General features: G+C 70.8%; 21 protein-coding genes. 9 read left to right on the plus strand and 12 right to left on the minus strand.

Going from position 1 to position 25,144, the window contains the following annotated elements; genetic code table 11:
* The first annotated feature begins 2 nt into the window (after positions 1-2).
* The 4 genes from ACWD0J_RS02610 (at position 3) to ACWD0J_RS02625 (ending at position 5,007) form a co-directional block, all read left to right on the plus strand.
* Positions 3-1,562, plus strand: coding sequence for a DUF4139 domain-containing protein (locus ACWD0J_RS02610; protein ID WP_451493881.1), 1,560 nt, complete (start codon positions 3-5; stop codon positions 1,560-1,562).
* A gap of 200 nt (positions 1,563-1,762) precedes the next feature.
* On the plus strand, positions 1,763-1,996 hold the full coding sequence (locus ACWD0J_RS02615; protein ID WP_451493882.1) for a DUF5302 domain-containing protein: 234 nt from the start codon (positions 1,763-1,765) through the stop codon (positions 1,994-1,996).
* 810 nt (positions 1,997-2,806) lie between these two features.
* Complete coding sequence (locus ACWD0J_RS02620; RefSeq protein WP_451493883.1) at positions 2,807-4,252, plus strand: 3-hydroxybutyrate oligomer hydrolase family protein; 1,446 nt, start codon at positions 2,807-2,809, stop codon at positions 4,250-4,252.
* Between the two features lie 110 nt (positions 4,253-4,362).
* Positions 4,363-5,007, plus strand: coding sequence for a hypothetical protein (locus ACWD0J_RS02625; protein WP_451493884.1), 645 nt, complete (start codon positions 4,363-4,365; stop codon positions 5,005-5,007).
* A gap of 267 nt (positions 5,008-5,274) precedes the next feature.
* Here ACWD0J_RS02625 and ACWD0J_RS02630 read toward each other — a convergent pair whose 3' ends face one another.
* The 3 genes from ACWD0J_RS02630 to ACWD0J_RS02640 form a co-directional block, all read right to left on the minus strand.
* Positions 5,275-5,748, minus strand: coding sequence for an ATP-binding protein (locus ACWD0J_RS02630; protein WP_451493885.1), 474 nt, complete (start codon positions 5,746-5,748; stop codon positions 5,275-5,277).
* 309 nt (positions 5,749-6,057) lie between these two features.
* Positions 6,058-6,831, minus strand: coding sequence for an ANTAR domain-containing protein (locus ACWD0J_RS02635; RefSeq protein WP_451493886.1), 774 nt, complete (start codon positions 6,829-6,831; stop codon positions 6,058-6,060).
* A gap of 455 nt (positions 6,832-7,286) precedes the next feature.
* Positions 7,287-7,433 (minus strand): hypothetical protein, encoded by a 147-nt coding sequence (locus tag ACWD0J_RS02640; RefSeq protein WP_451493887.1) that lies wholly within the window; start codon positions 7,431-7,433, stop codon positions 7,287-7,289.
* Positions 7,434-7,637: 204 nt separating this feature from the next.
* On the opposite strand from ACWD0J_RS02640, the gene ACWD0J_RS02645 reads away from it, so the two are divergent.
* A complete protein-coding gene (locus ACWD0J_RS02645) occupies positions 7,638-7,862 on the plus strand; it encodes a hypothetical protein (RefSeq protein ID WP_451493888.1) in 225 nt (74 codons plus the stop codon).
* A gap of 262 nt (positions 7,863-8,124) precedes the next feature.
* On the opposite strand, the gene ACWD0J_RS02650 is transcribed toward ACWD0J_RS02645, so the two are convergent.
* A complete protein-coding gene (locus ACWD0J_RS02650) occupies positions 8,125-8,307 on the minus strand; it encodes a hypothetical protein (RefSeq protein WP_451493889.1) in 183 nt (60 codons plus the stop codon).
* A 783-nt stretch (positions 8,308-9,090) separates the two neighbouring features.
* Positions 9,091-9,738 carry a class I SAM-dependent methyltransferase gene (locus ACWD0J_RS02655; RefSeq protein ID WP_451493890.1) on the minus strand — a complete coding sequence of 216 codons (648 nt, stop codon included), beginning with the start codon at positions 9,736-9,738 and terminating at the stop codon, positions 9,091-9,093.
* 546 nt (positions 9,739-10,284) lie between these two features.
* Between ACWD0J_RS02655 and ACWD0J_RS02660 the strand changes: the two genes are divergently transcribed.
* On the plus strand, positions 10,285-11,682 hold the full coding sequence (locus ACWD0J_RS02660; protein ID WP_451493891.1) for a glycoside hydrolase family 43 protein: 1,398 nt from the start codon (positions 10,285-10,287) through the stop codon (positions 11,680-11,682).
* A gap of 135 nt (positions 11,683-11,817) precedes the next feature.
* Here the strand turns inward: ACWD0J_RS02660 and ACWD0J_RS02665 are convergent, their stop codons facing one another.
* Positions 11,818-12,927 carry a hypothetical protein gene (locus ACWD0J_RS02665; RefSeq protein ID WP_451493892.1) on the minus strand — a complete coding sequence of 370 codons (1,110 nt, stop codon included), beginning with the start codon at positions 12,925-12,927 and terminating at the stop codon, positions 11,818-11,820.
* A gap of 1 nt (position 12,928) precedes the next feature.
* Positions 12,929-13,978 (minus strand): hypothetical protein, encoded by a 1,050-nt coding sequence (locus ACWD0J_RS02670; protein WP_451493893.1) that lies wholly within the window; start codon positions 13,976-13,978, stop codon positions 12,929-12,931.
* Between the two features lie 642 nt (positions 13,979-14,620).
* Here ACWD0J_RS02670 and ACWD0J_RS02675 point away from each other — a divergent pair.
* The gene (locus ACWD0J_RS02675) at positions 14,621-15,040 is read left to right on the plus strand and encodes an ATP-binding protein (RefSeq protein WP_451493968.1); all 420 of its coding nucleotides are present in this window, start codon (positions 14,621-14,623) and stop codon (positions 15,038-15,040) included.
* A gap of 230 nt (positions 15,041-15,270) precedes the next feature.
* Here ACWD0J_RS02675 and ACWD0J_RS02680 read toward each other — a convergent pair whose 3' ends face one another.
* Positions 15,271-15,495 carry an XRE family transcriptional regulator gene (locus tag ACWD0J_RS02680; RefSeq protein ID WP_451493894.1) on the minus strand — a complete coding sequence of 75 codons (225 nt, stop codon included), beginning with the start codon at positions 15,493-15,495 and terminating at the stop codon, positions 15,271-15,273.
* A gap of 497 nt (positions 15,496-15,992) precedes the next feature.
* Here ACWD0J_RS02680 and ACWD0J_RS02685 point away from each other — a divergent pair, with 497 nt between their 5' ends.
* Together ACWD0J_RS02685 and ACWD0J_RS02690 are read left to right on the plus strand one after the other, a co-directional pair.
* Positions 15,993-17,306, plus strand: coding sequence for an MFS transporter (locus tag ACWD0J_RS02685; protein WP_451493895.1), 1,314 nt, complete (start codon positions 15,993-15,995; stop codon positions 17,304-17,306).
* 858 nt (positions 17,307-18,164) lie between these two features.
* Positions 18,165-19,805 (plus strand): TlrC/CarA/OleB/SrmB family ABC-F type ribosomal protection protein, encoded by a 1,641-nt coding sequence (locus tag ACWD0J_RS02690; protein WP_451493896.1) that lies wholly within the window; start codon positions 18,165-18,167, stop codon positions 19,803-19,805.
* A gap of 409 nt (positions 19,806-20,214) precedes the next feature.
* On the opposite strand, the gene ACWD0J_RS02695 is transcribed toward ACWD0J_RS02690, so the two are convergent.
* The 4 genes from ACWD0J_RS02695 to ACWD0J_RS02710 all read right to left on the minus strand — a co-directional run bounded on the left by ACWD0J_RS02695 (position 20,215) and on the right by ACWD0J_RS02710 (position 25,080).
* Positions 20,215-22,125 (minus strand): SMI1/KNR4 family protein, encoded by a 1,911-nt coding sequence (locus tag ACWD0J_RS02695; protein WP_451493897.1) that lies wholly within the window; start codon positions 22,123-22,125, stop codon positions 20,215-20,217.
* A gap of 178 nt (positions 22,126-22,303) precedes the next feature.
* Positions 22,304-22,654, minus strand: a complete 351-nt coding sequence (locus tag ACWD0J_RS02700; protein WP_451493898.1) for a hypothetical protein — start codon at positions 22,652-22,654, stop codon at positions 22,304-22,306.
* A 624-nt stretch (positions 22,655-23,278) separates the two neighbouring features.
* On the minus strand, positions 23,279-24,385 hold the full coding sequence (locus ACWD0J_RS02705) for an endonuclease/exonuclease/phosphatase family protein (protein WP_451493899.1): 1,107 nt from the start codon (positions 24,383-24,385) through the stop codon (positions 23,279-23,281).
* Positions 24,382-25,080 carry a M15 family metallopeptidase gene (locus ACWD0J_RS02710; protein ID WP_451493900.1) on the minus strand — a complete coding sequence of 233 codons (699 nt, stop codon included), beginning with the start codon at positions 25,078-25,080 and terminating at the stop codon, positions 24,382-24,384. The genes ACWD0J_RS02705 and ACWD0J_RS02710 overlap by 4 nt, the downstream gene beginning before the upstream one ends.
* Positions 25,081-25,144: the final 64 nt, after the last annotated feature.

Here is a 25,144-nt window from a genome sequence, read left to right on the forward strand (position 1 = left end):
CCATGTCCACGGCCCTGAAGCCGATACCTCTCCCCGTCACCGCCGTCACCTGCCTGGAGGACCGCGCTCACATCGAGCGTGCCACCGTGCTGGACCTGGAAGCCGGAGTCCAGCGCCTGCGGCTCGGGCCGGTCAGTGGGCTGGCCGTCGACCGGACCCTCCACGCCGAGCTGGCCGCCGATCACCCCGCGACCGTGCTCGACGCGCGGATCGTCCGCGGCTGGACGCCGCGCGGGCCGCTGCCGTCCACCGACGACTCCGCCCTGCGCCTGCGCGTGCACGCACTCGAAGAGGAGCGGTTCGCCCTGGAGCAGCGGCGCGACCGTCTGCGGGCCCGCCTCGACCTGCTGAGCCGTCTCGCCGCCGATCTGCTGCGCGAGATCGGCGAAGGCGCCGGCTTCGGCGAGACGGACGGCCCCCGCTGGGCGCGCGAACTGGACCGCGTGGGCGACCAGCGCGACTCCTACGGCGAGCGACTGCGCACCGTCGAGGCCCGGCTGGCCGCCCTCGCCGTCGAACTCAGCGACGCTCAGCAAGCCATGGACCTCTCGGAGGAGGAACCCGCCGAGCTGGTCGGCCACATCGAGCTGACCGTGCGGGCCGAAACCGCCGGGCAGGCCGGGCTGCGCCTCACTCACCTCACCCCGTGCGCGCTGTGGCGGCCCGCCTACCGGGCCGTGCTCGACGGCGACTCGCTGACACTGGAGACCGACGCGATGGTCTGGCAGCGCACCGGCGAGGACTGGTCGGACGTACGACTGACGTTCTCGACGGCCAGGTCGGCGATGGCCACCGAGCCACCGAGGCTGGGGGAGGACCGGCTGACGCTCACGGAGCGCTCAGCGGCCGAGCGGCGCAGCGTCGACGTCGAGGTGCGCGAGCAGGAGATCGCGGAGCTCGGCCCGGCCCCGGTCCTCGGCCTCCCGGGCGTGGACGACGGCGGCGAGGCGCGCGTGCTGCACGCGTCCGCGCCCGTCTCCGTGCCGGCGGACGGCCGCGCTCACCGGGTGCCGCTCTCCGTTTTCCGTACGGCCGTGAGCAGCGAGTACGCCTGTTCACCCGAGCTGTCCCCGTTGGTCACGCAGGTGGTGCGGTGCGACAACGCGTCCGGTCACGCACTGCTCGCCGGTCCCGTGGACCTGGTCCGCGGCAGCGGCTTCAGCGGCCGCGGCACGCTGGACTTCACCGTACCCGGTGCCCCCGTCGAGCTCGCCTTCGGCAGCTGCGACGACTACCGGGTCGTCCGGCGTGCCGAGGAGTCCCGCGACACCACCGGAATCACCCAGCGGACCGTGGTCACCCGCACGGTTCACCTGCACGTGTCCCGGTTCTCCGCCCCCGGGGAACAGGACCGACGGATGGTCGTCCTGCGGGAGCGGATCCCCGTCTCCGAGATCGCGGCGGTCGGGATACGGCTCCGCGAGGAGGCCTGTTCCCCGCCGCCCGACGTCGTCGACGCGGAAGGCGTCGTCCGCTGGAACGTCCCCCTTCCACCCGGTGGCAGGCGCACGGTCACGCTGGTCTACGAGTTGTCGGCGAGTGCGAAGGTCGCCGGGCTCTGAGCTCGGCGTCCGAACCGGCGGAGCGGAAGCCGGTGTGCGGTTCCGGGCCGGCGCGATGCTGCACCGTTCTGAGCGCGCGGAAGGGAATGCCGCGCGGGGGGCGACTGCACATCGTTGCCGGCGATCATGGTGCTGGTTCGGATTAGGGGTGTTGGCGTGACAGGCTGTGCTTTCTTACTGTCTGAGCCCAGGAGGTCATCATGACTGGCGAGTCTTCACCGCTCGAAGGTCCGGAGCCGGTCGAGCCCGAGAACTCTCCCCTCACGCCCGATGAGGAGGACGACAACGACCTCAAGCGCAAGTTCCGTGAGGCTCTGGCGCGTAAGCGCAGCCAGCAGGTGGAGGGTGCCACGCGTGCGGACGCGTCGAAGATCCGAGGCGCGCACGGTCCGGCCGCGAGCCAGCGGACGTTCCGGCGTAAGAGCGGCGGCTGATCGTCGCTCTGATGGACGGCCCGGTCGGAGCACTTCTCGGCGTTCGTGCGCGGGGGTGTTCCGGCGGGCACAGGTCTGACGGTCCGCCGCCGTGGGACGCGGCACCGACGCCTGCTGAGGGAACCCGCAGTGCGACCCCACGGGCAGCCGCGTCCGTCCGACGAGTTCGAACCCGCAGTGCGAGCCCCCGGGCAGCCGCGTCCGTCCGAGGAGGCGAGCGGTGCCCGGACGCGTTCGAGCCGGCCCTTGCGTGCACCACCCGCGCGGAGGGCCGGCTCGACATCGTGTGGTGTCTTCCGGGTTGCCGTCGGAGGCCCGAGGCCCGGCCGTAGCCCATGCGGTCGTGCCGACGCCCTGGTCGTGGACGGTGCGGCCGCCCCAGGTTGCCCGTGGGCATCCCGACGGCGCGGAGCCGGCGGCTCGGGCTCGGGCAGGCGGCGAGCAGGCGGCCGGCAGATCGTGGCATCCGGCGTGCCGAACTACAACCTTCGTCACTCACACCCTCGAGGAGTCGCCCACCGGCTACTACACCCTCGCCGACAACGGCTGCCCCTGACCGCACCCCGGGACCCCGCACCCTCACACCCCGCACCCTCACACCCCGCACCCCGGGACCCCGCACCCTCACACCCCGCACCCTCACACCCCGCACCCTCGCACCTCGTAGCCGTCGCATCGGCGCGGCTACAACGGTCCGCCATGGTGTCCGGCGCCCCTGTCAGGGGCGCCATCATGGCGGGCCCACACATGTCCGGTGCGGTGAGCGTTCCCCTAATCTCCGGCCTGTCCGCCACGACCTGGAGGCATCGGATGTTCCCACCCGGCACGGCCACCACCCCCTCGCGCAGACGGCCCCGGAGGCGTTCGGTCCTCGGCGCGCTGTCACTCGCGGCCGCCTGTTCCCTCGTCGCCGCGTCGGCCGCGGCGGCGCCGTCCACCGGCGCGCGGAAGCCGGCGGGCGGTCACTGCGCCGGACGCGCCCTGCCGCGCGTACCGGGCGCGGTCCACCAGCAGGCCGACTGCCTGGTCGAGCTGACCACCGCCGGAACGGTGGCCTCCGGCCACACCGATCCGGCGGACTTCGCGGGACTCAGCCCCAAGGACCTGCCCACACCGAGCGGTGTCCGGGGGATCCAGATCGACGGCTACTTCCCCGACTCGTCGGCCACCAACACCAACCACGGCTGGCACCACGACGCGCAGTTCGTCATCCGGCTGCCCGACCGCTGGAACGGCGGCCTGGTGGTGTCGGGAACACCGGGCAACCGCGAGCAGTACGCCAACGACCGTGCGATCTCCGACTGGGTGCTCGCGCGCGGCTACGCCTTCGCCGCCACCGACAAGGGCAACACCGGTCTCGCCTTCCACCGCGACGGCCGCAGACCCGCAGACGCCATCGCCGAGTGGAACACGCGCCTGACGCAGCTCACGCGGGCCGCCCGCGCCGTCGTCGCGGAGCGCTACCACCGGCCCCCCGCCCGCACCATCGCCACAGGCATGTCCAACGGCGGCTACCTGGTGCGCTGGCAGTTGGAGAACCACCCTGAGCTCTACGACGGCGGAGTGGACTGGGAAGGCACCCTGTGGCGCTCCGGCGGCCCCCACCCGCTCACCTTCCTGCCACCCGCCCTGCGCCACTATCCCGAGTACGCCGCGGGCGGCCCCGGTGCCGAAGACGCTCTGGAGGCCATGCACCGGGCCGGCTACCCTGCGGGCTCCGAGTTCCTGTGGCCGTACCACCACTCCGTCTACTGGGACCTGACCCAGCGCGTCTACCGCGAGGAACTGGACCCCGACTTCGACGGGACGACCGAGGCGGGTACAGCGTTCTGTGCCTCGGGCACCCCGGGCTGTGATGCCGACTACGACCACGCCACCCGGCCGCCCTCGGTCCACCGTGCTGTCGACCGCATCGCCCTCACCGGACACATCGGCAAGCCACTGATCACCTTGCAGGGCACTCTCGACGTGCTGCTGCCCATCAGTCAGGACTCCGACGTCTACGCCCGTATGGTGCGCGAAGCCGGGCGCGGCCCGCTGCTGCGCTACTACCGCATCGAGGACGGCACGCACACGGACTCGCTCGTCGACGCCTTCCCGGACAAGCTGCGCCCGATGGTCCCGTGCCACCGCTCGGCCTTCACCGCCCTGGAACGGTGGCTGGCAGGGAAGGCCCTTCCGCCGGCCGGCCACACCGTTCGGCGTCCGGCCGGAGCGGATCCCGCGACACTGCTGGAGCGGTGCCCCCTGAGGTAGGCGTCCCGACCTCGGCGCCGAGTCCGGCGGAAGGGAAGGTGAGGGAACGCCCGGTGCTCTGTGTGCCGTACCCGGCCGGGCCGGGTACGGCGGATCGATAACCTGTGACGATGACGTATTCCCTTCTGTCCGGTGGTGTGGTGGTCGACGCGGGCACTGTGGAACCCCGCTGGTCGGGCGCCTGGCGGCCGGAGCAGGTGGCGCAGCGGCTGGCTGGCGTCGCCGTGCCCTGGTACGTCGCGGCGGGATGGGCGCTGGACCTGTTCCGCCGAGGCCGGTCACGGCCGCACGGCGATCTGGAGATCGCTGTGCCCGCGGCGGGATTCCCGCAGATCCGGGACCGCTTCCCCGCATACGTGTGGGACGCCGTGGGCCAGGGGCGGATCTGGGAGGAGGCGGGCACCGAGGTGCTGGCGGCCACGTACCAGACGTGGCTCCGGGACCCCGCAAGCGGCCAGTTCCTGTTCGACGTCTTCCGCGAGCCGCACGAGGGTGACACGTGGATCTGCCGACGGGACGAGCGTCTGAGGCTGCCGTACGACGCGATCATCGAGCGAACGCCGGACGGAATCCCTTACCTCATGCCGGAGTTGGTGCTGCTGTTCAAAGCGAAAGCGGTACGGCCCAAGGATCAAGCGGATTTCGAGGGCGTGTTGCCGCTGTTGGACCGGGCACGCAGAGACGCGTTGAGGGGATGGCTGGAGCGCGTGCACCCAGGGCATGCGTGGTTGGGGGAACTGGCGAAGCAGCCATGAAGTCCCGCGGGTGAGGTGCTTGTTCGCGCGGGGAGCGCCTTGTCAGGCGCTCCCCAGGGGCGGTTCAGCCGCCTGCGAGGCATCGATCCACGCAGCCCAGGCCGATGTCGTGGTGGTCGGTCCTGTGCCCTGGTGAACGCGCCGGGCGGGCGGTGGCGCCGCAGGCCGCAGTAACAGCAGGCCGCAGTCAGCACGGCAGCGAGGTCGAGCGAGGTCAGGCGGGGGGAGGTCGAGACGGGGGAGAGGTCGGGGCGGGCGCGATCATGTTCATGGGTCATATTCCGCGAGGTCTCCGCCCAGGTCGTCCGCGAACATGACGGCAGCGGTCACGCGCTTGCCAACGGGCTCCCGGTGCACCTCGAAGCTCTGGCACACGGCCAGCACGATCTCCAGACCGTGCTGGCCCACCCGGCCCGGGTCAGCGGCTTTGGCCACCGGCAACGTCGGGTCACTGTCCCAGACCGTGATCTCGATCCGGCCGCCGGTCACCTCGACCTCAAGGAGGCAGGGGCCGGGCGCGTATTTGCAGGTGTTCGTCAACAACTCGCTGACCACCAGCTGGACCGTGTCCCTCACCCGGCCGGACACCGGAAGACCATGGCCGGCCCGCACACGCTCCAGAAAGGTGCGGGCCAACTCGCGCGCCTGGGCGATGTCGCCGGAGCTGCCCTCATAGGCTTCGGAGACCTTGATCAGCCCCTCGTCCTGCAGCTGCTCCTCTTTTTGGGCAGCCTGATCCATGCGATCCGCCCGCTTCCTGAGCCGTGACCGTTACGCGGGGCGTCTGCCCACAAAGTACGAGTCCAACACAGCGCAACGGCCTGGCGCTCCGGGATCGTGAAGAACCCCAACTTGAACTTCAGCCCGAGGGCCGAAAGCGGACCCGGCTCGGCGGGGCGCATCGCAGCACCCGGGTGCCGGCAGCCGGCAGCCGACACCCCCATGGCCCTGTGCTGCTGTCTCTCTCGCTGCTGTCCCGAGCCTCGGTGGTAGCCGGGCTCGGACACCTGGCCGCAGGAGCCTCACGCCCGCTGCCTGCGGGTGACTGAATCAGTGTGTGGCGGTGGCGTGGAGGTGTTCGAGGGCGTCCAGCACCACGGTGTGCCGGTGCCAGAGCAGCCACTGGCCCACCTGAGTCCCGATGGTGTCCAGGGCGGCGAGCTGGGCGCGGGTGAAGTCCGTCAGGGGCCTTTCGTGGTGTGAGGAGATCATCCCCAGCACTGTCCCGGCGCGGCTGGTCAGCGGGAGGCTGTGGGCGGCACGGCTGCCTGCGTGCAGGATCGTGCGGCGGGAGTCTTCGTCGAAGACGTCGGCGACCGCCACGTCCTTCACGGTGACCTGCTGGCGCTGCGCGGCGGCCTGCGCACAGGATGTGGTCTCATCCTGCACGAAGGCGAAGAAGTCGGTGAACTCCCGGTCCAGTCCGGTGTGCTTCTCCAGGCGGAGCATCCCGCCTTCGGCCAGCTGTACGTTGCCCATGCCGGCCTCGGTGACGTGCAGCATGCGCCGCATAGCGGCAGTCAGAACCGCCCCCTGGCTGGTGCGGCTCGCTTCGTCCACGGCCAGGCCCGGCAGTGGCGGCGGGCTGTAGCGGGCCCGGCCAGGGAACCACAGCTTGGCGCCCGCGTCGGGGCCGGGGATGCGTGCCGCGGCGTCCGCCAGCGTGTGCAGCTTGATATTGAACCGTTGGGAGGCCTGGCGCAGCAGCTCGAAAGCCGCTTCTTCGGAAGCCAGCCGGTAGCGTCCGAGCAGTATCTGCTGCGCGGGCACGACAGCCGCGCGCGCCAGCCGGCGATTGCGCAGCTCGATGTCACGCTCGCGCACAGACGACGTCCGGACAGGACGGACGGTATCGGGCCGGGGCGGGCTCGACGGCTCCTGGCGCACGGAACGGCCTCCCTTACTCAGCTCCGCACTCGTGTCCGCACGTGTGACGCTCAAACGTCTCGCGCATGCGAGGCCGGCCGTGCAGCACACTGCGGACGTGCCTTCGTCCCAAGCATCCCCAACCTTAATCACATCCCCTGCCGGTCCCACCAGAACACCTGCCGCCCTCGGACTCCGGGCGACGAGCCGGTGCCGGGACGGTCCCCGTCGGCCCGGGGGAGCGCCCACAGCACGGGATCGACATCCGTGGCCTGGAGCGCGGGGCGGCCTGGGGAGTGTGAGGGACAGGGGCGCCGGGGCTGCCCTGAAGGCCCCGGCGGCACCCTCGCCATCCGTGCGAGTCGGCTCCGAACCATCCGTGCGAGTCGGCTCCGACCGAGGCCGGCAGGAGCTCAGCGGCGCACGGCGACGGCCTGGTCCTCGTCGGCGCGGACCAGTCGGGTGACGAGATCCCGGAAGCGTTCCTGGCTCAGGAGATCGTCGCTCTCCTCCACATGTTCCGTGACGCCGTCCCGGTCGATGGCCGGCCAGTGGAGCATGAACGCCGGAAGGTTCCCTGGTGCGCCGCACTCTGTCCTGGACGGCCCCTGCGTCCTGCTTCGAGGCACGGCGTGGCACGGGTGCCCGGACCCGTCCCGCCGACGCGCAGAACGCGCTGCTGGTGCTCGGCCCACACGCAACGACATGCGGCGACGGGCCCCGCCGACTCGCCGAACGACCCGGCCGGGGGCACGCTGGGAGACGTGACCAGCGCGCCGATCATCGTGCACCAGTCCTCCGACACCGGCGGCCGGAGAGTCACCGTGCACAGCCACGGCCGGGACGAGATCCTCGGCACCGCCTACAGCGACCATGACCTGGTCGTGTACCTCGAAAGCGCCGGCATCACCGACCCCGAGGCCGTCCTGGACGACCCGCAGTGGGTGGAGTGGCGCGGCGGCCCCGCACACGAGTTCGGCGCCGCCTGACCGCTCATCTCATCCGTGTGAGCAGCGTAGGCCCGCACCGAGGAGCTGCGGCCACGCCGTCGGGACCCGCATCCGGTAGCCAGCGGGACATCAGGCGGGCAGTCACTCGGCCTGGAGCGGCGTCACCCGCTCGATGAGCCCTTCGGTGCGCAGCCTGGCCGGCCGGCGCCGGTTCTGCTCGATGCTCATTCCGGGCGCAGGCGCCCTGTACAGCTGCTCGGTGGTCCGTCGTCCGAGGTCGGTGAACCGCCGTCCTGCCGCGCTATTCAGCGCGCTTTTCGGCGCCGGTTTCCAGGGAACCGGGGTCGTCACCGGCGACTCGGCCCACGAACGTCTCGTTGGGCGTGGTGCCTGTCGTGCTGTGCTGGTCCGCGGCGTCGGTCTCCGGCTTACCGCCCGCGTCCTGCGGCCTGCCTGAAGCAACCTCTGCGGTGGCCGCGTTCATGGAGGATGACTCAGTTCCCTTGCTTGCCAGGTGCTCACGGATCCACGACCGCAAAGACATGGTGCCTCCAATGAGGAGGTAGGTGCTGACGTTCGACGGCGTACCCCTCAATGCTGTCGGCATGCGCCTCGTGCTGCTGTATCTGCCGACGCGGAGACGCGGAGGTCCCTGCGGGAATGAGAGAGCGCCGGAACGGCGGTGCGGCCGGGGGCAGGGGCGTGGTCCCTGGCGTCGCGCGTCGGCTGGTGCCGCCGCGCCGGGCCGGGCCGGCGTCGGTGCGGTGTTCACGTCGGGTGGTGGCAGGTGTCGGCGGGGAGAGGCGGGTTCGGGCGTGGTGCAACGTGCGGGGTGGCGCCACCGGTCGGCAGCGTCGCGGGCGCCGAAGGTGAACACCGACTCCGCCGCGACAGCCGGATCGCCGGGCTCGACGGCGAGAAGCAGCCGCGGCGAGCCTGTCCAGGGGCCCTTCGGCAGGTTTGGGGGTGCGGTACGCCCGGAGGCGGCCTCCGTTTTGTGCTCGACACACTCTTTCCTGCGACACCCTCATCACCACCACCACCGGCCGGCCAGCCTCTCCGAGCCGGCTGCCGGGGGCGCCCAGGGGCCCGGCGGATATACGCGGCTGCGGTCAGCCTCCGCCCGCACATTCATCACATCGCGCCGTTCTCAGGGCGGTGGTGCAACCTTTGGAAGGACCCATATGAAGACCGGCATCCTCCATCAGGCCGAGGGCAGTGACCTTCTGGTGGACAGCAGTGGAAAACAGGAGAAAGCGCCTGAATGTCAGCGGCCGGTCTCGTCGCGGCGGCAGTACAGGAAGAGGTGGGGCTCGGGGCCGGCGTCGGGGTAGTCCGGGGTGAAGACGGTGCTGTGCCGGGACAGCACTGTCAGTCCCGCCGCCCTCACCATGCCGATGACGTCCTCCTCGGTGAAGCTCGTGGCGCGGACCGGCAGGCCCATGAAGACCACGTCGGCGTCTTCCACGTCCACGGGCACGGTGGCCAGCACCAGATGGCCGCCGGGCCTCAGGGCCAGTGCCAGGCGCCGCGTCAGAGCCGACTGCTCGGCCCGGGACATCTGCAGCAGCGAGAAGAACACGCACACGGCGTCGAACGAGTCCGCCTCAAGCGGGAGATCCCGGATGTCGCCGCAGTGGAACCGGGCCTCGGGCACCTGACGGGCGGCGAGTTCGACCATGACGGGGGAGACGTCGACGCCCAGCACCGAGTGCCCCGCCTCGATGAGCGCCGCCGCGGTGGGCCTGCCGGTGCCACTGCCCACGTCCAGTGTCCGCGCGGCGGGCGGCAGCCGCTCGATCAGCCACTCCAAGGCGGCTCGGTGCGCGCGGGCATGGGCGAACGCCTTCTCGTAGTCGGGGCCCAGCGCGTCGAACAGCACTGCGGCGGGCGGCCGTTGGTCGTCCTGCTTCACGTCGGTGTCCCTTCGCTCGCGACCTGTATGGTCGCACCGGCCCGACGTGCGCCACAACGGCTGCCCTGGGCGCGTCCGGGGATCCGTGCGGGGGAGCCGGGACTTGGGTCACAGCAACAGTTCGATCGGGCCGAGCCGATGTCGTCCGGCCCGTTCTCCTGCTGCTTGCCGCCGAGATCATGGCCGACCAGGCCGTAACGGCGCCGGCGCGTCGGTAAGGTCCCGCACGGCGCCCTCCGGGACCGACTGGGCCGCTTCTCGCACACCCTCCAGTCCTGGAGAAAACGCCGAGGGCTGACTTCACCGATCTCACCTGTCTCGCGTTGCCGCAGGCCGGAGCACCGGATGACATCCGCGTTCGGCAACCGGCAGGGTGAGGAACGCCAGAACCGTTGACGCGCACTCGCCTCACCTCTACCTTCTGATCGGTTCACCGAACTCCGTTCGAAATACCGGTCATCAGTGAGCGTGCGTCGAGGTCTGTCCCCCTGTTCCTCCCCGCTCGGCGCGGCCACTGTCCCGCCCCCGCACGCACCTGGAGAGCAGATGAGCGCAACACCCGGCCCCGGCTCCCACCCATCGCGCCGGCTGTTCCTCGGCATGTCCGCGACCGTACCGCTGGCCCTGACCGGAACACTGACCGTCGGCGCACTGCCCGCCTACGCCGCGGACTCGGCCTACGTCATGGGCTACTTCACCGAGTCCACGACCATGCTGGAGGCCGACTACGGCCTGCACCTGGCTGTCAGCACCGACGGCCTGCGCTGGATGCCGCTGAACCAGAACAACCCCGTCGTCACGCCGACAGCGGGCGCGGGCGGTCTGCGCGACCCGTTCATCATGCGCAAGCAGGACGGCACCTTCGTCGTACTCGCCACCGACCTCAAAGGCACCGACTGGAGCTACAACAGCCAGTACATCCACGTCTGGGACTCCGCGGACCTGCGCACCTTCACGGGCTACCGCCGACTGAGACTGCACGACATGGTCACCCACAGCTGGGCACCGGAGGCGTTCTGGGACGCCGGCCGCGGCCAGTACGGGATCATCTACTCGTCCGTCAACTCCAGCGGCCACAACGTGCTCATGGTGAACTACACCACCGACTTCCAGACGGTGACGTCCGCGCAGGTCTTCTTCGATCCCGGCTACGACATCATCGACGGCAATCTCGCCGTAGGCGTGAACGGCGTCAACTACCTTTACTACAAGAAGGACCAGACCCTGGTCGGCGCACGGTCCACCACCCTCGCCCCGGGCAGCTTCACGCCCTTCAGCACGCCGGTCTCGCACGGCGGCACCGAGGCCCCGACCCTGGTGAAGTCCCTGACGTCCAGCACCTGGTACCTGTGGGGCGACACCTACACTCCCAACGGCGTCTTCTACGCCTGGCAGAGCAACGACCTGGCCGCCGGCACCTGGACCGCGCTGGACCAGCGCGCCTACACCCAGCCGCTGAACTCCAAGCACTGTGCCATCGAGACGATCACCACGACCGAGTACAACAACCTCGTGGCGAAGTGGGGCTCTCCCGCCTGGAACCGGCTGAAGTCCTACAACTACCCGGCCCGCTACGTCCGCCACGCCAACTCCGTCGGCCGTATCGACACCTACCCGTTCGACCCGTACCCCGACTCGCAGTGGAAGCTCGTGCCCGGCCTGGCCGACAGCGCGGGTGTGTCCTTCCAGTCGGTGAACTACCCCACCCGCTACTTGCGGCACTTCAGCTACAACCTGCGGCTGGAAGAGAACGACGGAACCTCGACGTTCGCCGCGGACGCCACGTTCTACAAGACCGCCGGCCTGGCCGACACCTCCTGGTCGTCCTTCCGCTCGTACAACTTCCCGACCCGCTACATCCGGCACACTGACTACGTCCTGCGCATCGACCCGATCTCCACCGCCACGGAGAAGGCCGACGCCACCTTCCACGTCGGCTACTGACACGACGGTCGCGCGACCGCCGACGGGCCGTCGAGACGCGGCGCTGCGCGAGGCGCTGCACAAGGCGCTGTGGGGCCGCGGTTTCACGCACGAAACGGGGCTCTGTCCACTTCGGACAGAGCCCCGTTCGTCTTCTCAGCCGAATCGCAGGATGCGTGGGGCGAAGGTGCCCTCGGGGCCGTCGGCGCGGCCGACCGACCATACGGTGTCCGTGCCCGGCACCGGCGCCAGCCGCAGCATCGAGGAGTCACCCTCCCCGGCCACCGTCGGTTCGCTGTACTCGGTGAACGACTGCCCGTTCCAGGCAAGGAGATCCGGCCCGGAGACCCACGGCGGATAACTGCCCGGCGGGCCCCACTTCAGCGAGCGGGCCACCGCGACCCAGGCCAGCGCGCCGGACTCGGTGGGTGCCAGTGAGGTGACCGAGCCGAAGACGGCGGGCATGGCCACCTGGCTCCACGCCTGCCCGTCCCAGCGGGCGAGCAGGGGCGGAATCGGCTTGCCCACCGGGCCGCCGACGAACCCGGACGTGCCACCCGCCCACACCTCCGTCGGCGAGACTGCCAGCACACTGCCCACGGACGATCGCGGATACCCGTCCACGATCGTCTGCTGCCATGTCTGCCCGTTCCAGTGCGACACGGCCGCAGTCGAATCGGTGGAGCCCGCGGCCCAGACGTCGTCGGCCGCCAGGACGTGCAGGCCGTGCACGGATCCCGGCGGCACCGGGACGTCCTGCCAACCGCGCCCGTCCCAGCGCAGCAATGCCTGTGCGCCGCCCCGCGAACCGATCAGCCAGGTCTCACCGCCGCCTGCGACGGCTTTCGCCAGCACGACACCGCGCGGCGGCCTGCTCTCGGACCAGGTGATGCCGTCGAAGCGGAGCACGCGGGCGCCGCCCGCCGAGTCGCGGCCCACCGCCCAAGCCGCGGTCGGCGAGGTCGCGGCGACGGACAGCAGCTGCCCCTGCCAGCCGGCCCCGGGCAGACTCTGGCGCTGCCACGCGGTTCCGTCCCAGCGCAGCAGCAGCGGGAAGCCCGGCGCCTCGCGACCGACGGCGTCGGCACCCACCGCCCATGCCCGGTCCGGCCCGAACGCCACGGCCTCGTTCAGCACGGCCTGAGGGCGTACCTGTGCCGGGACCGCGACATGGTGCCAGGACAGTGTGTCCGCCGCGGCCGGGGTCATGATGGTCATGATGGTCATGGCGACAGCGAGCGCTGCGACGAGAAGTCTGCGTGCCATGTCAGCCTCCCAGCCGCTCGCTCATCAGGTTCGGTTTCGTGCCGTAGATCTCGACGGTCCCGAAGGACATCAGCGACAACCCGGCCCTCGCCAGTTCACGCGCTTTGACGTCGATCGCGTTCGTGCGCTCCGGGCCGTAGGAGAAGGTGGTGCGCGAGCCGTCCACTCGCGCGTACCTCGACTGGAACGCGCGGTCGCTGCGCACCGGCAGCCACAACGCGCCGTCCGGGCCGCGCACCATGCCCTCGGTGTAGGTGTCGCCCAGCGGTGGGTAGGCGGTGCGCCAGGCGTGCCCGTTCCAGGTCATCAGGTAGGTGCGGCCCCCGCCGTCGGTGTACTGGCTGCCGCCGATCGTGACCCGGCCGGACGGTTCGAGCATGATCGTGTGCACGTTGCTGTTCGACGGCAGCGACACCTTCGCGTCCCGCCACGCCGTGCCGTTCCAGCGCAGGACTGTGGCCCCGGTGCTGGTGTCCGCCCAGGCCCAGGCGTCGGTGGCGGTACGCGCGGTGATCCCCATCACGAAGTGCACGCCGTCCGGGGTGGACTGTGTGGTCCAGCCGGAACCGTCGTAGTGCAACACCTTCAGTGAGGTGTCGTCCTGGCCGACGACCCACGCGGCCCCTGGTACCGCGGCGAAGTCCTGATAGACCCACAGGGTCTGCGGCATCGGGACGGTACTCCACCCTCCCGCCGACCAGCGCAGGATCTCTCCCGCCTCTCCGCGGTGGTGGAAGATCCACACCTCCTCGCCGACGAACTGCACCTTGCCGAGCGAGCCCGACTCCCCGGCGCCGGGGAAGGTGGTGTCCCGGCTCCACGCCGTGCCGTCCCACCGGTACAACATCGGCCGTAGCCCATCGGCAGTGCTCTCGTGCCCGGTCGCCCACGCCTCGCGGGGTCCGCGGGCGGCGAGGTCGGACACGGTCACCGACGGAGCCGCCGCCGGCACCGGCAGCGCCGACCAGCCCGATGTCACAGCCGCGGCCGGCGACACCACCGCGGCACAAGCGATCACGAGGCAGACGATGGCCGCACGGAGACCGTTCACGAGACCCCCCAGAAGGCGGTGAAGGCCGCACACGCTACCGGGGGTAACCCATCCGCGACAGACGGCATCCGGCCGAAAACGGCTCCTGCCGGAGGCCTGCCGAGCGGTGGCGGCGGACTGGAGATCTGCGTACGGGTGCGCGTGGGATCCGGTGGTGCCATCGGTGTGGGTGTGGGTGTGGGTGTGAGTGCGGGTGTGGGTGCGCTGCGGTGCGGCCGGCTGAACGGCGTCTGGATGGGACTCTGCCCGGCCCGCGACGCCCGCCGTGACGGTGTTGACGCCGACGGAGTCCACGAACGTCACGGCGCTGAGGTCGATCGCTGTCCGTGGCGGCACATCACCTTCGGGTGTGGGCAGCGCCTGGTGGAGCTGACCGCGGACGCTGTGGTCGGTCTCGCCGCATCGGGTCAGGGCCACGACAGGGATGTCATCGACGTGGTGAGTCGATCGACAGCCGACGGGGCTGGGCGCTCCGTGCGGGTTTGTCGCCGTGTCCCCGGCTGGATTCGTTGGCGCGGACTCGGGCCCGGTATGCGGAGAGCGTGTGCTGATGCTTCCGCCGACGGGATACGAAGCATGACACCGGGTACCTGGTCAGTCCGTGAACGGGGAACAAAGGCGGATTCAGTGGACACAGCGGACATGGTCGCTCTGGACGGTGAGGAGGGCTGTATCGCCCAGGCCCGTCACCACGCGGCCGCATTTCTCACTCGCGTCCAGGTCGAGCACGGACTGGAAGTGTCCGCGCGCGCGATGGATCTGACCCAGCTCGTCGTGAGCGAACTGGTCACCAACGCCCACAAGTACGCTCCCGGCCCTGTGCAGATGGAACTGCGGACCGTCGGCACCGCGGTGGAGGCCGTCGTATGGGACCGCGATCCCACCGTTCCGCACGCCTGGTCCGCCGATCCCCGCAGGATCGGCCGGCACGGCCTGGAGATCGTCAAAGCGGTGACCGAGGACCTCTCTGTTCGGCGGGAGCCGACCGGCAAGCGCATCACGGCCCGCATCACCCTGTCCGACGCCTCCAGCCGTGACGTCCACCACTCCCGTCTGAGGTGACGGCCGGCCACTCAAGGCCCGCGCACGGCGCGCATCACGAGCCGGCCTGCCCCGGCGCCCATCACGACCCGGGCCCCCGCTCCGCCGCCATGACGAGCGGCGGGAGCGCCGGGGTGCCGTGGTGCCAGGGAGGCGCCCTGCCGGCGCCCCGCCCGCGCCGGAGTCACCTGTCGCGCGTACCGAGAGGCAGCGGGCCCTCGCGGCGACGGGGCGGCGTCAGGCCGACGGGGCTACCGGGGAGTGCGGGCGGCATCGAGGACGTCGGGCAGGGGCAGAGCCAGGGCGGCGGCGAGTTCGGCCAGCTCCGCCTGGGTGGGATGGACGGGGCCGTGGGCGCCGTCCTGGGCGAACACGCGAATGCGGGGGGTGCGGATACCGGTCCGCTCGGCAAGCGCCTGCGCGTTCAGGTGACGACGGCGCATGCCCTGCTGCAGCAACTGCGAAAGGTCAGCCATCCACTTCTTCTGCCCGGGCCTGACCCTTTCATCCGCTTTGGTGCGGCACTCGGCTGGGCGCTCCCCGCCGCCGTGCGCACGGCCCGCAGCCGCGCGGCGACCGGATGGGACATCAGCCGCGGCGGTGGCCGGTTCCGCAGCTCCGGACGCTCCCTCGCGACCCGCACGCCGTTGCCGGCGGGAAACCAGGCGCACATCCGCGTCGACGTCGGACTGGCTCACCGGCAGACGCACTGCGGTCCCGGTGAGATCGAAGTCCTTGGCGACCTGACCGGCCGAGCGGTCACCATGCGGCACAGCGGATCAGGACGGCGGATCACGGTTGTGGTCACCTCACCGGGCGGCAAGTCGCGGGCGGAGAATGGCAGTTGAGATGCTGGGGAGGGTAGATCTGATCCGGTGAAAGGTCGCATCCGTCGTCCTGGTGGGCGCGGCACTCACTGTCTGCGGCGGTTGCGGCCGGCTGATTCACCTGCGTCGAGGAAGGGCTGGTCGGAATGTCGGACCAACTGGGCAGTGAGGAGAGTTCGGCCGGGTTCCCCGTACTGACGGTCCTTGCGCTGATGGCGGGGATCTTCGCGGTCGGGTCGGAGGAGCTGGTCGTTTCGCCGCTGCTCGTGCGGATGGCCGAGTCGTTCGACGCCTCGGTGGGCGTCATGGCGCTGTCGGTCAGCGTCTACGGCGGGGCCACGGCGATCGGCGCGCTGGCTTTCGCGCCCCTCGGGGACCGGGTGTCGCGCCGGCTCAGCCTGCAGATCGGGATGGCGGTGTTCATCCTGGGAACCGTTCTGTGCGCGTTCGCCACCGGGACGGGCGTGTTCTTCACGGGGAGAGCGTTGGCCGGCCTGGCGGCGGGTGCCTTCGTACCCACTGCCTACGCCTTCGTCGGTGATCAGATCACGTACGAGCACCGTGCCAAGGCCATGGGTGTCCTCGTGTCGAGCTGGTCGCTCGCGCTCGTGCTGGGCGTGCCGATGGGGTCTCTGGTCGGGCAATGGGCGGGCTGGCGTTGGGTGTTCGCTCTGCTGTCGCTTCTCGGTGTCCTCGTACTGGGGGCGATGTTCTTGGTGCGCGGCGAGGGGCGGAGCGGCGCCCGGGGGCGCTCCGTCTCGGAGCGGACTCCTGAGCTGTCGGCGGGTTGGACACGGTCGGCCGCCCAAGCCTTCGTGGCACCGAGGGTGCCGGTGTATGTGCTGGCGACCTTCCTGGTCATGTTCGGCTGGTACGGGATGTACACGTTCCTCGGCACCGCTCTGGAGTACCGGTACGGTTCCGGGAGTTCGCTGACCGGCGTCATGATCCTCCTCTACGGGCTGGGGTTCGCGACGAGTTTCGTGACGGGCAGGTGGGCCGACAAACTGGGCAAGGAGCGCGTGCTTGCCGCCTCGCTGGCGGGCCTGGTCCCGGCCCTGGTGGGTGTTCCGCTCCTCATCCACTGGACAGCGCCGCTGGCGGTCTGCCTCTTCCTGTGGGGTGTCCTGCAGAGCGTGGTCGTCACACTGCTCAGCACATTGCTGAGCGCATGCTCCCAGCACCACCGCGGGACCATCCTCGCCTTCTACAGCCTGGCCACCAACCTCGCCGTGGCCGTGGGAGCCGCCGCGCTCGCCCCCTTGTTCACCGCCCACGGATTCCTTGCCGTGGGGTGGGCCTGTGCCGGGATCACGAGCGTCGCGTTCGGTCTGAGCGGATGGATGTATTCGCGACGGCCGAGGCCGGGGCGGACCAGTTCGTCCGGTCAGGTGAGGACGTCATCAGCCTGTGTGCCAGGGAACCCCTCGACCCGCCGACGCCACCGCACTGAGCGGTGAAGGGATGCCTCCGTCGAGCGGGCTGCCCTGCCCAGGTCTCAACAGCATCGATCAGCGGATCACCTTTTGACCGTGGGTGCGGTGCGGTGCGGTGCGGTGGCGTGGGGGTCGGCTCCGCGATGTTCGCGGGCATTCGCGCCGGGAGTGGCTGGGCGTCGGCATGATTGCCGTACTCGCCATGTTCGCGGGGTGACCGACGCGACCCATGTGCGGTGATCAGCCGTCGGAACAGCAGCACCGTACACAGGCCCCGCCGATCGATCATGCGGCCGAGCAGCTGCCCGCAGGCTGGGGGAGTGGCACGACGGTGAGCCAGTCATGTCCGACGGTGTAACGGCGCCTGCGGTGGCGGTGGCGGCGGCGACAACAGGCGGCGGGCGCTTCGAGCCGTACTGGCTGTACCCACCGACATCGGGTTGGCCGACAGTGCTGACGTCCGCAGGCAACCGCGCGGTCGCCGTTCGAAACTCGGCGAAGGCCGCCGCCATCGTGTCCGCGCCCCGCCGGGAGTGCGGCAGCCCCCGCCCGCTCTCATGACACCGCCGGCTGGGCGCGGTAGCCGCCCCGCTTCAGTGCAAGGTCTGCGCGGTGTCACCGGAGGCTGGAGGCCGTTGGGCTTCCCATGCCGCTCGGCCCCAACTGCCTCAAGGCCCCAACGGACCATCAAACCGTTCCGCAACGAGACGTATCGTCTTGCCAAGCCGTCCGTCATGTCGTACCGTTCTCCGCATGGGTTCCCTCTGAGAAAGCCGGTGCCGACGGCGTGGAGCACCGCTCCGCCGTCGCCGCACCCCGTCGTGCCCTCTCATCCACCCGATCCGGCCCGGGCCGAAGCCCGCGGCCAGGAGGGACCCGCTCATGCGCACCTCACAACTCACCCTTCACCAGGTCACCAAGGGCTATCTCGGCCGCACCGTCCTCGACCAGGTCTCGTTCACTCTCAAGCCGGGAGAGAAGGCCGGGCTCATCGGTGACAACGGCTCTGGCAAGTCCACCCTCCTGCGGCTCATCGCGGGTCAGGAACGCCCGGACAGCGGCGAGTTGACCGTCACAGCCACCGACGGCATCGGTTACCTGCCGCAGACCATCCCCCTGCCCCCGACCGCCACCGTCCAGGACGCCGTTGACCTGGCCCTCGCGGACCTGCGCGTACTGGAAGCGGAGCTGCGCCGGGCCGAGCAGGCCCTCGGCGACAGCGCGGACCCGGCCGCACTCACCGCGTACGCCGCCCTCCTCGTACGCTACGAGGTGCGCGGTGGCTACGACGCCGACCACCGTATCGACCTCGCCCTGCACCATCTGGGCCTGCCCGACCTCCCCCGCGAGCGACGACTCGGCACCCTCTCCGGCGGCGAGCGCTCCCGGCTGGCCCTGGCCGCCGTCCTCGCCGGCCGCCCGGAGCTGCTGCTCCTGGACGAGCCGACGAACGACCTGGACGACCAGGCCGTGGAGTGGCTGGAGGCACAGTTGCGGGACCACCGCGGCACGGTGCTCGCGGTCACCCACGACCGCGTCTTCCTGGAGCGCCTGACCTCCACGGTCCTGGAGGCCGAGGCGGGAAAGGTCACCCGGTACGGAGACGGCTACGCCGGCTACCGCACCGCCAAGGCCGCGGAACACTGCCGCCGGCTCCAGGAGTACGAGGAGTGGCGGGCCGAACTGGCCCGCAACGAGCGGCTGGCCGCCCGCCATGCCGTCCGCCTCGGCAGCATCCCGCGCAAGGCCCCGCTCGCCAACTTCGGCCACGGCGGCTTCCGGGCCCGAGGCCGGGCACACGGCACGATGGCCCGTATCCGCAACGCCCGGGAGCGGGCCGACCGGCTGACGGCGAACCCGGTGGCGCCGCCACCGCAGCCGGTGGCCTTCACCGCGCGCATCGGGACGGCGGGCGATGGCGCAGACGCGTCAGCGGCCGAGCTCCCCGCGGTACAGCTGTCGGACGTACGCGTAGGAGACCGCCTCCGTCTGGAATCCCTCACCCTCGGCACCTCCGGACGGCTGCTGGTCACCGGCCCCAACGGCGCGGGCAAGACCACGCTGTTGAAGCTGCTCGCAGGTGAGTTGCGGCCCGACGAAGGCTCGGTGCGGGTGCCGGGCCGAGTGGGCCACCTGTGCCAGGACGAGACGCCGTGGCCGCCGGGCCTGACGGTGACCGAGGCGTTCGCGCTGGGCCGCGTGGGCACCGCCGACGAGCACGCGGACGCTCTGCTGGCTCTCGGCCTCTTCCGCCCGGCGGAGCTCCGGCTGCGCATCGGCGACCTGTCGTACGGTCAGCGCCGCCGCGTGGACCTGGCCCGGCTGGTGTCGCAGCCCGTCGACCTCCTGCTGCTCGACGAGCCGACGAACCACCTGTCCCCGGCGCTGGTCGAGGAACTGGAGGCGGCGCTGGCCGACTACCCGGGCGCCCTCGTCCTGGTCACGCATGACCGCGCGCTGCGGACGCGGTTCCGGGGCGAGCATCTGGATCTGCCGGAGACGGCCAGGGTCCGCTTGGGATGACGGCAGGGCGGGCGTGCGGGCGGGCGTGCGTGCGGGCGTGCGGGCGGCTTGGCCGGTGAAGTCTCGGACAGTGACTGCAGCGTCGCCGTCACACCGGGCCGCCGCCTGTGCGTCACCTGCTCGCCCGACGGGCCTGCCTCGCACGCCCGGTACCTCCCCTCAGCCCCGTTGCGGACCCGGTACGGCGGCCCTCGCGGGCCGCCTCGCCGTTGACCGCGTTCCGGGTGCCGACGGCCTCGCCCAGGACCTTCACGCGGACACGGGCAGCCCTTCCCCACGATCGTGCCGTCGGTGGCTGTCGCGTCAGAATGCTGCGTGGCCTGGCCGGTCTCTGCATGCTTCCCGGCCCGCCGTTGCCCCGCCCGTTCGCCGTTCGCCGCTTGCCGTTCGCCAGGCGTGGCGCGGTTCCTCAATGGATCCGGATCACCGTGTACGTCTCTCCGTCCCCGGGCGGCCGCGTCCACGAGCGGGTGGCGAACGTGTGCAGCCGCCCGTTCACGATGGCATGACGCGGCAGACAGGCACCGAACTCCCCGGCCACCGCTTCCAGCAGCGACCGTTCCGTCGCGACGTCGTCCGTCAGGTCACCGAAGAACCGGCTCGGATCCAGCACCCGTGGTATCTCCCCGCTTGACCGGACCTCTCCGCCCGCGTACGTGAATGCGAACTGCTCGACACCGCCCTCCGCCACCGACAGGTGGAAGAACTGTTCGCCGTGCCCTGCCCTCAGACCGCTCCACACCACCACCGCGCGAGTACGTTCGCTGGCGGCCGCGGCCGGGGAGACGAACCGCCGCTGGTCGAACGGGGCCGGATCGCCGTCGAAGGCGAAGCTCCAACCGGTGCCGGCCCGGCCGACCGCCATGAGGGCCTTGTCGTCGTAGGACGAGAACTCTCTTCGGTTGCGCAGCGATCTGTGGCGCGCCTCCCAGAAGGTCATGGGTTCGTTCAGCACGGTGCCGTCCCCGTCCCCGTCCCTGTCCCCGTCCGCCAGACGTCCGGGCAGCTCCTTCGGCTCCACTCCCTCCACCAGGACGAAACGGTAGGACGTTCGATTGTTGCCCGGGTCCGGCTCCGCAAGCCATGCCAAGCCGCCCGGATCGAGCCCGGCCGCCGGCCTCGGCGTCTCACTCGCCTGCCCGCCCCTTGGAGTGGACAGCAGCTCGCGGCCCCGCTCCGGTGTCAGCAGCGGCCCGAGCACGGGGTCGGCCACCCACCCCAGCGGCACCAGGTGGTCCGGTCCCAACGGGTCCCACAGGGGCACAGCGTCCTTCAGCGTCCGCCACGCCTCGTCGGTGTCTCCCCACCGCGCCAGCTCCCGCGCCCGCTCGACCGCCTCCCCGAACGGTCCTGACGCGGTGTACCGGTACCGGCCGTTCCTCACCTCGTCCAGCGTCGCGTAAGCCAGTGACACCAGGTCGTCGTCGGCGCCCCGCAGATGGAACGTCAGCGTGGAGTCGTCCCGGTGCGAGTGCTCCGCGTGTTCGGCGACCAGCGGTGGCAGCAGCTCGGGGGCGTACCGCGGGTCCGTCACCAGTCCGTCGAAGTACACCATGTAGGTCTGTCCGAGCAGGCGGCGTATCTGGTCGCCCAGCCCGGCGGCCCGCGGTCTGCCGTACTCCTTGGCCTCGTCCAGCGCCTTGACGGCCCGCTCCCAGCCGCCGCGCAGCGCCTCCAGCCGCGCCTCTTCCACCAGGGCGTCCAGCTTTCGCGTCGTGTCGTTGGCGAACACCGGCTCTCCGTCGCTCCGGTGCGCCCGCAGGCTGTGGAACTCCCGGTGCATGTCCCGCATGAACTCAAGAAAGTTCGCGTGCCGTTCGGGAGGCGCGGCGCGCCAGCTCGCCCACGTGTACACGGCCCACTCACCGTCCTCGTCCACGTCCTCGGGATCCAGGAGGACGTGGGTGATGTCGGACTCGACGTCGACCTGCAGCCCGCGCCGCCAGATGTCCGCCTCCCGCCGCTCCTCGGGCCCGGCGTCCTCGTCCAGGTACTCCTCGAACACGTCCGCGAGTCCCGACTCGTTGTTGTGCCAGTGCGCGTTCTCGGTCCCCGCCAGCAGCCATACGAACTCACCCGCGTGCCGCCACCCGTCGCTGACCCTGAGGAACTCCCGGTACGACGGGGGCATCCGTCGGCCCAGACGCTCCTCCATGGCTGCGATCCGCTCCTCGGACGCGGGCGGGAACCCCAGCCACCGCGCCCGCCGGGCGGCCTCGTCGCCCTCGCTCCGCGCCTCACCATCCGACAGGGAATCTGCCCACTCCCCACTCCATCGGAGCAGGAAGGACCGCCAGTCGAATGCTGTGGTGTCCGTCATACGTCCGATGCTGCCACCCACCACTGACAGTGCTCGCGACCCGACGGACCATCCCGGCATCACCGCACGTCACCGCACCGTTCCGTCCGCAGCGGACTGGCGAGAAGACGCGCTCGACAACGGCCGCGGGCGGTGCGAAGCCCTCGCCGGGTGATCCGACGAGGGCGTGGATCCCGGCTCAGGGGCTTCCTCCGACCTCGTACCAGAGGTCGTAGTGCGAACCGTCGCCCGTCATCGTCTCCACCTGCTCGCCATGGCCGATCTGAGCACTGGTGACATGGAAGGAGCCGATGAGGTCATCCGTGTCCGCGTCGACTTCGTTCACCCAGACCTTCGCCGGGCTGGTGAAGTTCCTGAGCTGGTTGATGTTCCGATGGCGCCCGCCCTTCATCTCCGAGCGGAACATCTGCTCGCCTTCGAACCAGACAATGACGTCGTCCGCACCTGTTCCGGAGGTCGTCTCGTGGCACTTGATGGACTTCAGAAGAACGTAAGGCGCCATGCTTCTCCCCTTGTCGGCGCGGTTCATGGGCCGAGTCCTCACTCGGCTCACCGGGCTGGGAGGCCTGCGCCGTCTTCTGTGACGAGATGAGAGGGCGCGCGCGGCGGCCGGTGGGTGCATGGTCCCGCGACTGCCTCCACCCCGCAAGGCCGGCGAGGCGAGCAGCGGGTGCCGAGTGTGCCGGCGTGAGGAGGACGCTGATGCGCCGTGCGCAGGGCAGCGGTTGGGCCGGGTCGTCGATGGCGTCGGAGATGACGAAGGCACGCGTGCTGGTGGCACCGTCCGGAGCGATGCCCGCGTGCTTGCGGACGGCGGAGCCGATGCCGTCCACGGAGATGAGGCAGGGGACCTCGATCGTGTGTTCCCCCGGGGCCGGGGTGGTGACCGTGGCGGTGACGTGGGCACGTTCGGAGGTGTGAGTGCGGCCGCCCCCGGCGTCGTGCGAGAGCACCACGACACCGGGAGAACCGGGAGAACCGTGGTGACCGCGGTGACCGTGTGGTCCCAGCGGTTCGGGATCTGTGCGCGGGCGCAGGTGCCGAGCAGCTGCGCCTCGATGACGCTCTGCGGCAGCGACGCGAAGGCGGCCTGGCGGGCCGGCCGGACGGGCTGGGTGCGCGCGAGGACGAGCCGGTCCGCGTGGAAGGTGCGTCACCAGCTGATTCCGGCCGCCACCGGCAGGTGGTCGCTGCCCGTGGCCGGCAGCGACCACGAACTCTGCGGGTTCACGCCACGGACCAGGACGTGGTCGATCCGCACCACCGGGAACTTCGCCGGCCAGCTGAAGCCGAAGCCATTCCCGGCCGCGTCCTGGGCCGAGCGCAGCTGCGAGGTGAGGCCGGCGAACGCGCGGTCGTCCAGGGTGCCGTTCAGGTCGCCGAGCAGCACCACTCGCTCGTTCTGCTCGGCGGTGACGGCCTTGCCGAGTGCCCGCGCGTTTCTGTCCCGTGTGTCCGTCCAGAAGCCCGCCCGGGGATTCACCCTTGCGGACCCCAAGTGGGCCACATACACCGCCAGCGGACCCTGGTCCGTGGCCACCGTGGTGCGCAGCGCCCGGTTGTAGGTCATCGTGACGGCGACCGGTTTGGTGTCCGCCAGCGGCCCGTGGTCCGTCTCGATGTCGACCGGCCGGGTGTCCGACAGCGGAAGCTTGCTCCACAGTCCGACCGTGCCCCGCACCGTGTGGTGGGGGTACGCCTTCGCCAGTTCCTTCTCGTACGTCGGCTTCGCCTGCGGGGTGATTTCCTCCAGGGCCAGCACGTCCGCACCGGAGGTGGCCAGGTCGCGGGCGGTGCCGGCCGGGTCGGGGTTGTCGGCGCCGACGTTGTGGCTGGCCACGGTGAGGTCGCTGTCCGGCTGGGACTTGTCACTGAGCACTCCGCCGAAGAGGGCCAGCCACACCGAGACCGGCAGCAGCAGCGCGACCGTCGCGGAGGCGGAGCGGCGCCACAGCGCACCGGCCAGCAGCACCGGGATGAACAGGCCGAACCACGGCAGGACGGTCTCCGCCAGGCTGCCGAGGTTCCCGATCCGGTTCGGGATCTTCGCGTGCAGCAGCATGAGCAGGCCCAACAGCAGCGCCAGCGCCGCGAGTACCGGGCCCCGCTGCCAGGGACCCGGCCGGGAGGCCAAGCGGATCACCCGGCGGATGCCCGCGCGCCAGGTACCTGGGCCGGTGTCCCAGGGGCCGGCGTCGTCCTGCCCGGTCCTCGCCGCGTCCGCCTGTGCCGTCGTCTGTCCTCGCTCCCGGCCGGTCACCGCCGCATCCTCGGGTCCTGAGCGGGGTCGGCATACATACGCGGGCAACCACGATCCATCGCATCCGTGCGCAGTTCGTAGTGCCAGGGTTCGTTCCGGTAGATCTGGCACAGCCCGTACTCGGCACCGTGCCGGGACAGCCACGCCGTCGCATCGGAGCGCCCGATGTCGACCGCGTCCCCCGACACGTGAGGCGACGTCGTCGCGGTGGCCACCCATCGGGCGGCCTGGTCTTCGGACCCGTACGTGGAGACCGCCTCGCGAAGAAGCTGATTCTGGTACTCCGGGGAACGCCAGCCGCTGTTCACGTAGAACTCGGCTCCGTCCTCCGCGGCATCCGTCGCGGCCCGGCGGAGGGCCCTGAGCAGATCCGGATCGAGATGGGCCACAGCCGGAATCCCGTCGTCGAAGACGGTCACGCCGTCGGGAACGGCACCGACCGCCTCGCCAGACGCACCACGGTGCTCACCCCGATGAGCATGCGGTGACGGGGCCGAAGGGGAGTCCGGGAGTGGTGCGGCCGAGGAGGGCGTGACGGGCGGTGCTGCCGAGGAGTCCGAGGAGTTCTGCGACTGGCAGCCGACGGCTGCGGTGATCGCTGCGGTGATCGCTGCGATGACCGCTGTCAGGCCGATGGCATGAAGCCGTTGATTCCGGCTGGTCGTTGTCCGTGCTGATGGTGGGGCTTGAGCCATGCTGCCAGTCAAGGCAGTGCGGTGTTGCCGGCACGTATGCGTTTTTCGATACGTCGGCCATATG

Source organism: Streptomyces sp. NPDC003011, assembly GCF_053591515.1.

Bases quoted from the DNA above. Each gene is read 5' to 3' on its own strand.
- ACWD0J_RS02615 (WP_451493882.1), top strand. From the start codon at position 1,763: ATGACTGGCGAGTCTTCACCGCTCGAAGGTCCGGAGCCGGTCGAGCCC.
- ACWD0J_RS02620 (WP_451493883.1), top strand. From the start codon at position 2,807: ATGTTCCCACCCGGCACGGCCACCACCCCCTCGCGCAGACGGCCCCGG.
- ACWD0J_RS02630 (WP_451493885.1), bottom strand. From the start codon at position 5,748: ATGGATCAGGCTGCCCAAAAAGAGGAGCAGCTGCAGGACGAGGGGCTG.
- ACWD0J_RS02690 (WP_451493896.1), top strand. From the start codon at position 18,165: ATGCGCACCTCACAACTCACCCTTCACCAGGTCACCAAGGGCTATCTC.
- ACWD0J_RS02610 (WP_451493881.1), top strand. From the start codon at position 3: ATGTCCACGGCCCTGAAGCCGATACCTCTCCCCGTCACCGCCGTCACC.
- ACWD0J_RS02660 (WP_451493891.1), top strand. From the start codon at position 10,285: ATGAGCGCAACACCCGGCCCCGGCTCCCACCCATCGCGCCGGCTGTTC.
- ACWD0J_RS02685 (WP_451493895.1), top strand. From the start codon at position 15,993: ATGTCGGACCAACTGGGCAGTGAGGAGAGTTCGGCCGGGTTCCCCGTA.
- ACWD0J_RS02700 (WP_451493898.1), bottom strand. From the start codon at position 22,654: ATGAACCGCGCCGACAAGGGGAGAAGCATGGCGCCTTACGTTCTTCTG.
- ACWD0J_RS02650 (WP_451493889.1), bottom strand. From the start codon at position 8,307: ATGAACGCGGCCACCGCAGAGGTTGCTTCAGGCAGGCCGCAGGACGCG.
- ACWD0J_RS02640 (WP_451493887.1), bottom strand. From the start codon at position 7,433: ATGCTCCACTGGCCGGCCATCGACCGGGACGGCGTCACGGAACATGTG.
- ACWD0J_RS02680 (WP_451493894.1), bottom strand. From the start codon at position 15,495: ATGGCTGACCTTTCGCAGTTGCTGCAGCAGGGCATGCGCCGTCGTCAC.
- ACWD0J_RS02710 (WP_451493900.1), bottom strand. From the start codon at position 25,080: ATGGCTCAAGCCCCACCATCAGCACGGACAACGACCAGCCGGAATCAA.
- ACWD0J_RS02675 (WP_451493968.1), top strand. From the start codon at position 14,621: ATGGTCGCTCTGGACGGTGAGGAGGGCTGTATCGCCCAGGCCCGTCAC.
- ACWD0J_RS02625 (WP_451493884.1), top strand. From the start codon at position 4,363: ATGACGTATTCCCTTCTGTCCGGTGGTGTGGTGGTCGACGCGGGCACT.
- ACWD0J_RS02695 (WP_451493897.1), bottom strand. From the start codon at position 22,125: ATGACGGACACCACAGCATTCGACTGGCGGTCCTTCCTGCTCCGATGG.
- ACWD0J_RS02665 (WP_451493892.1), bottom strand. From the start codon at position 12,927: ATGGCACGCAGACTTCTCGTCGCAGCGCTCGCTGTCGCCATGACCATC.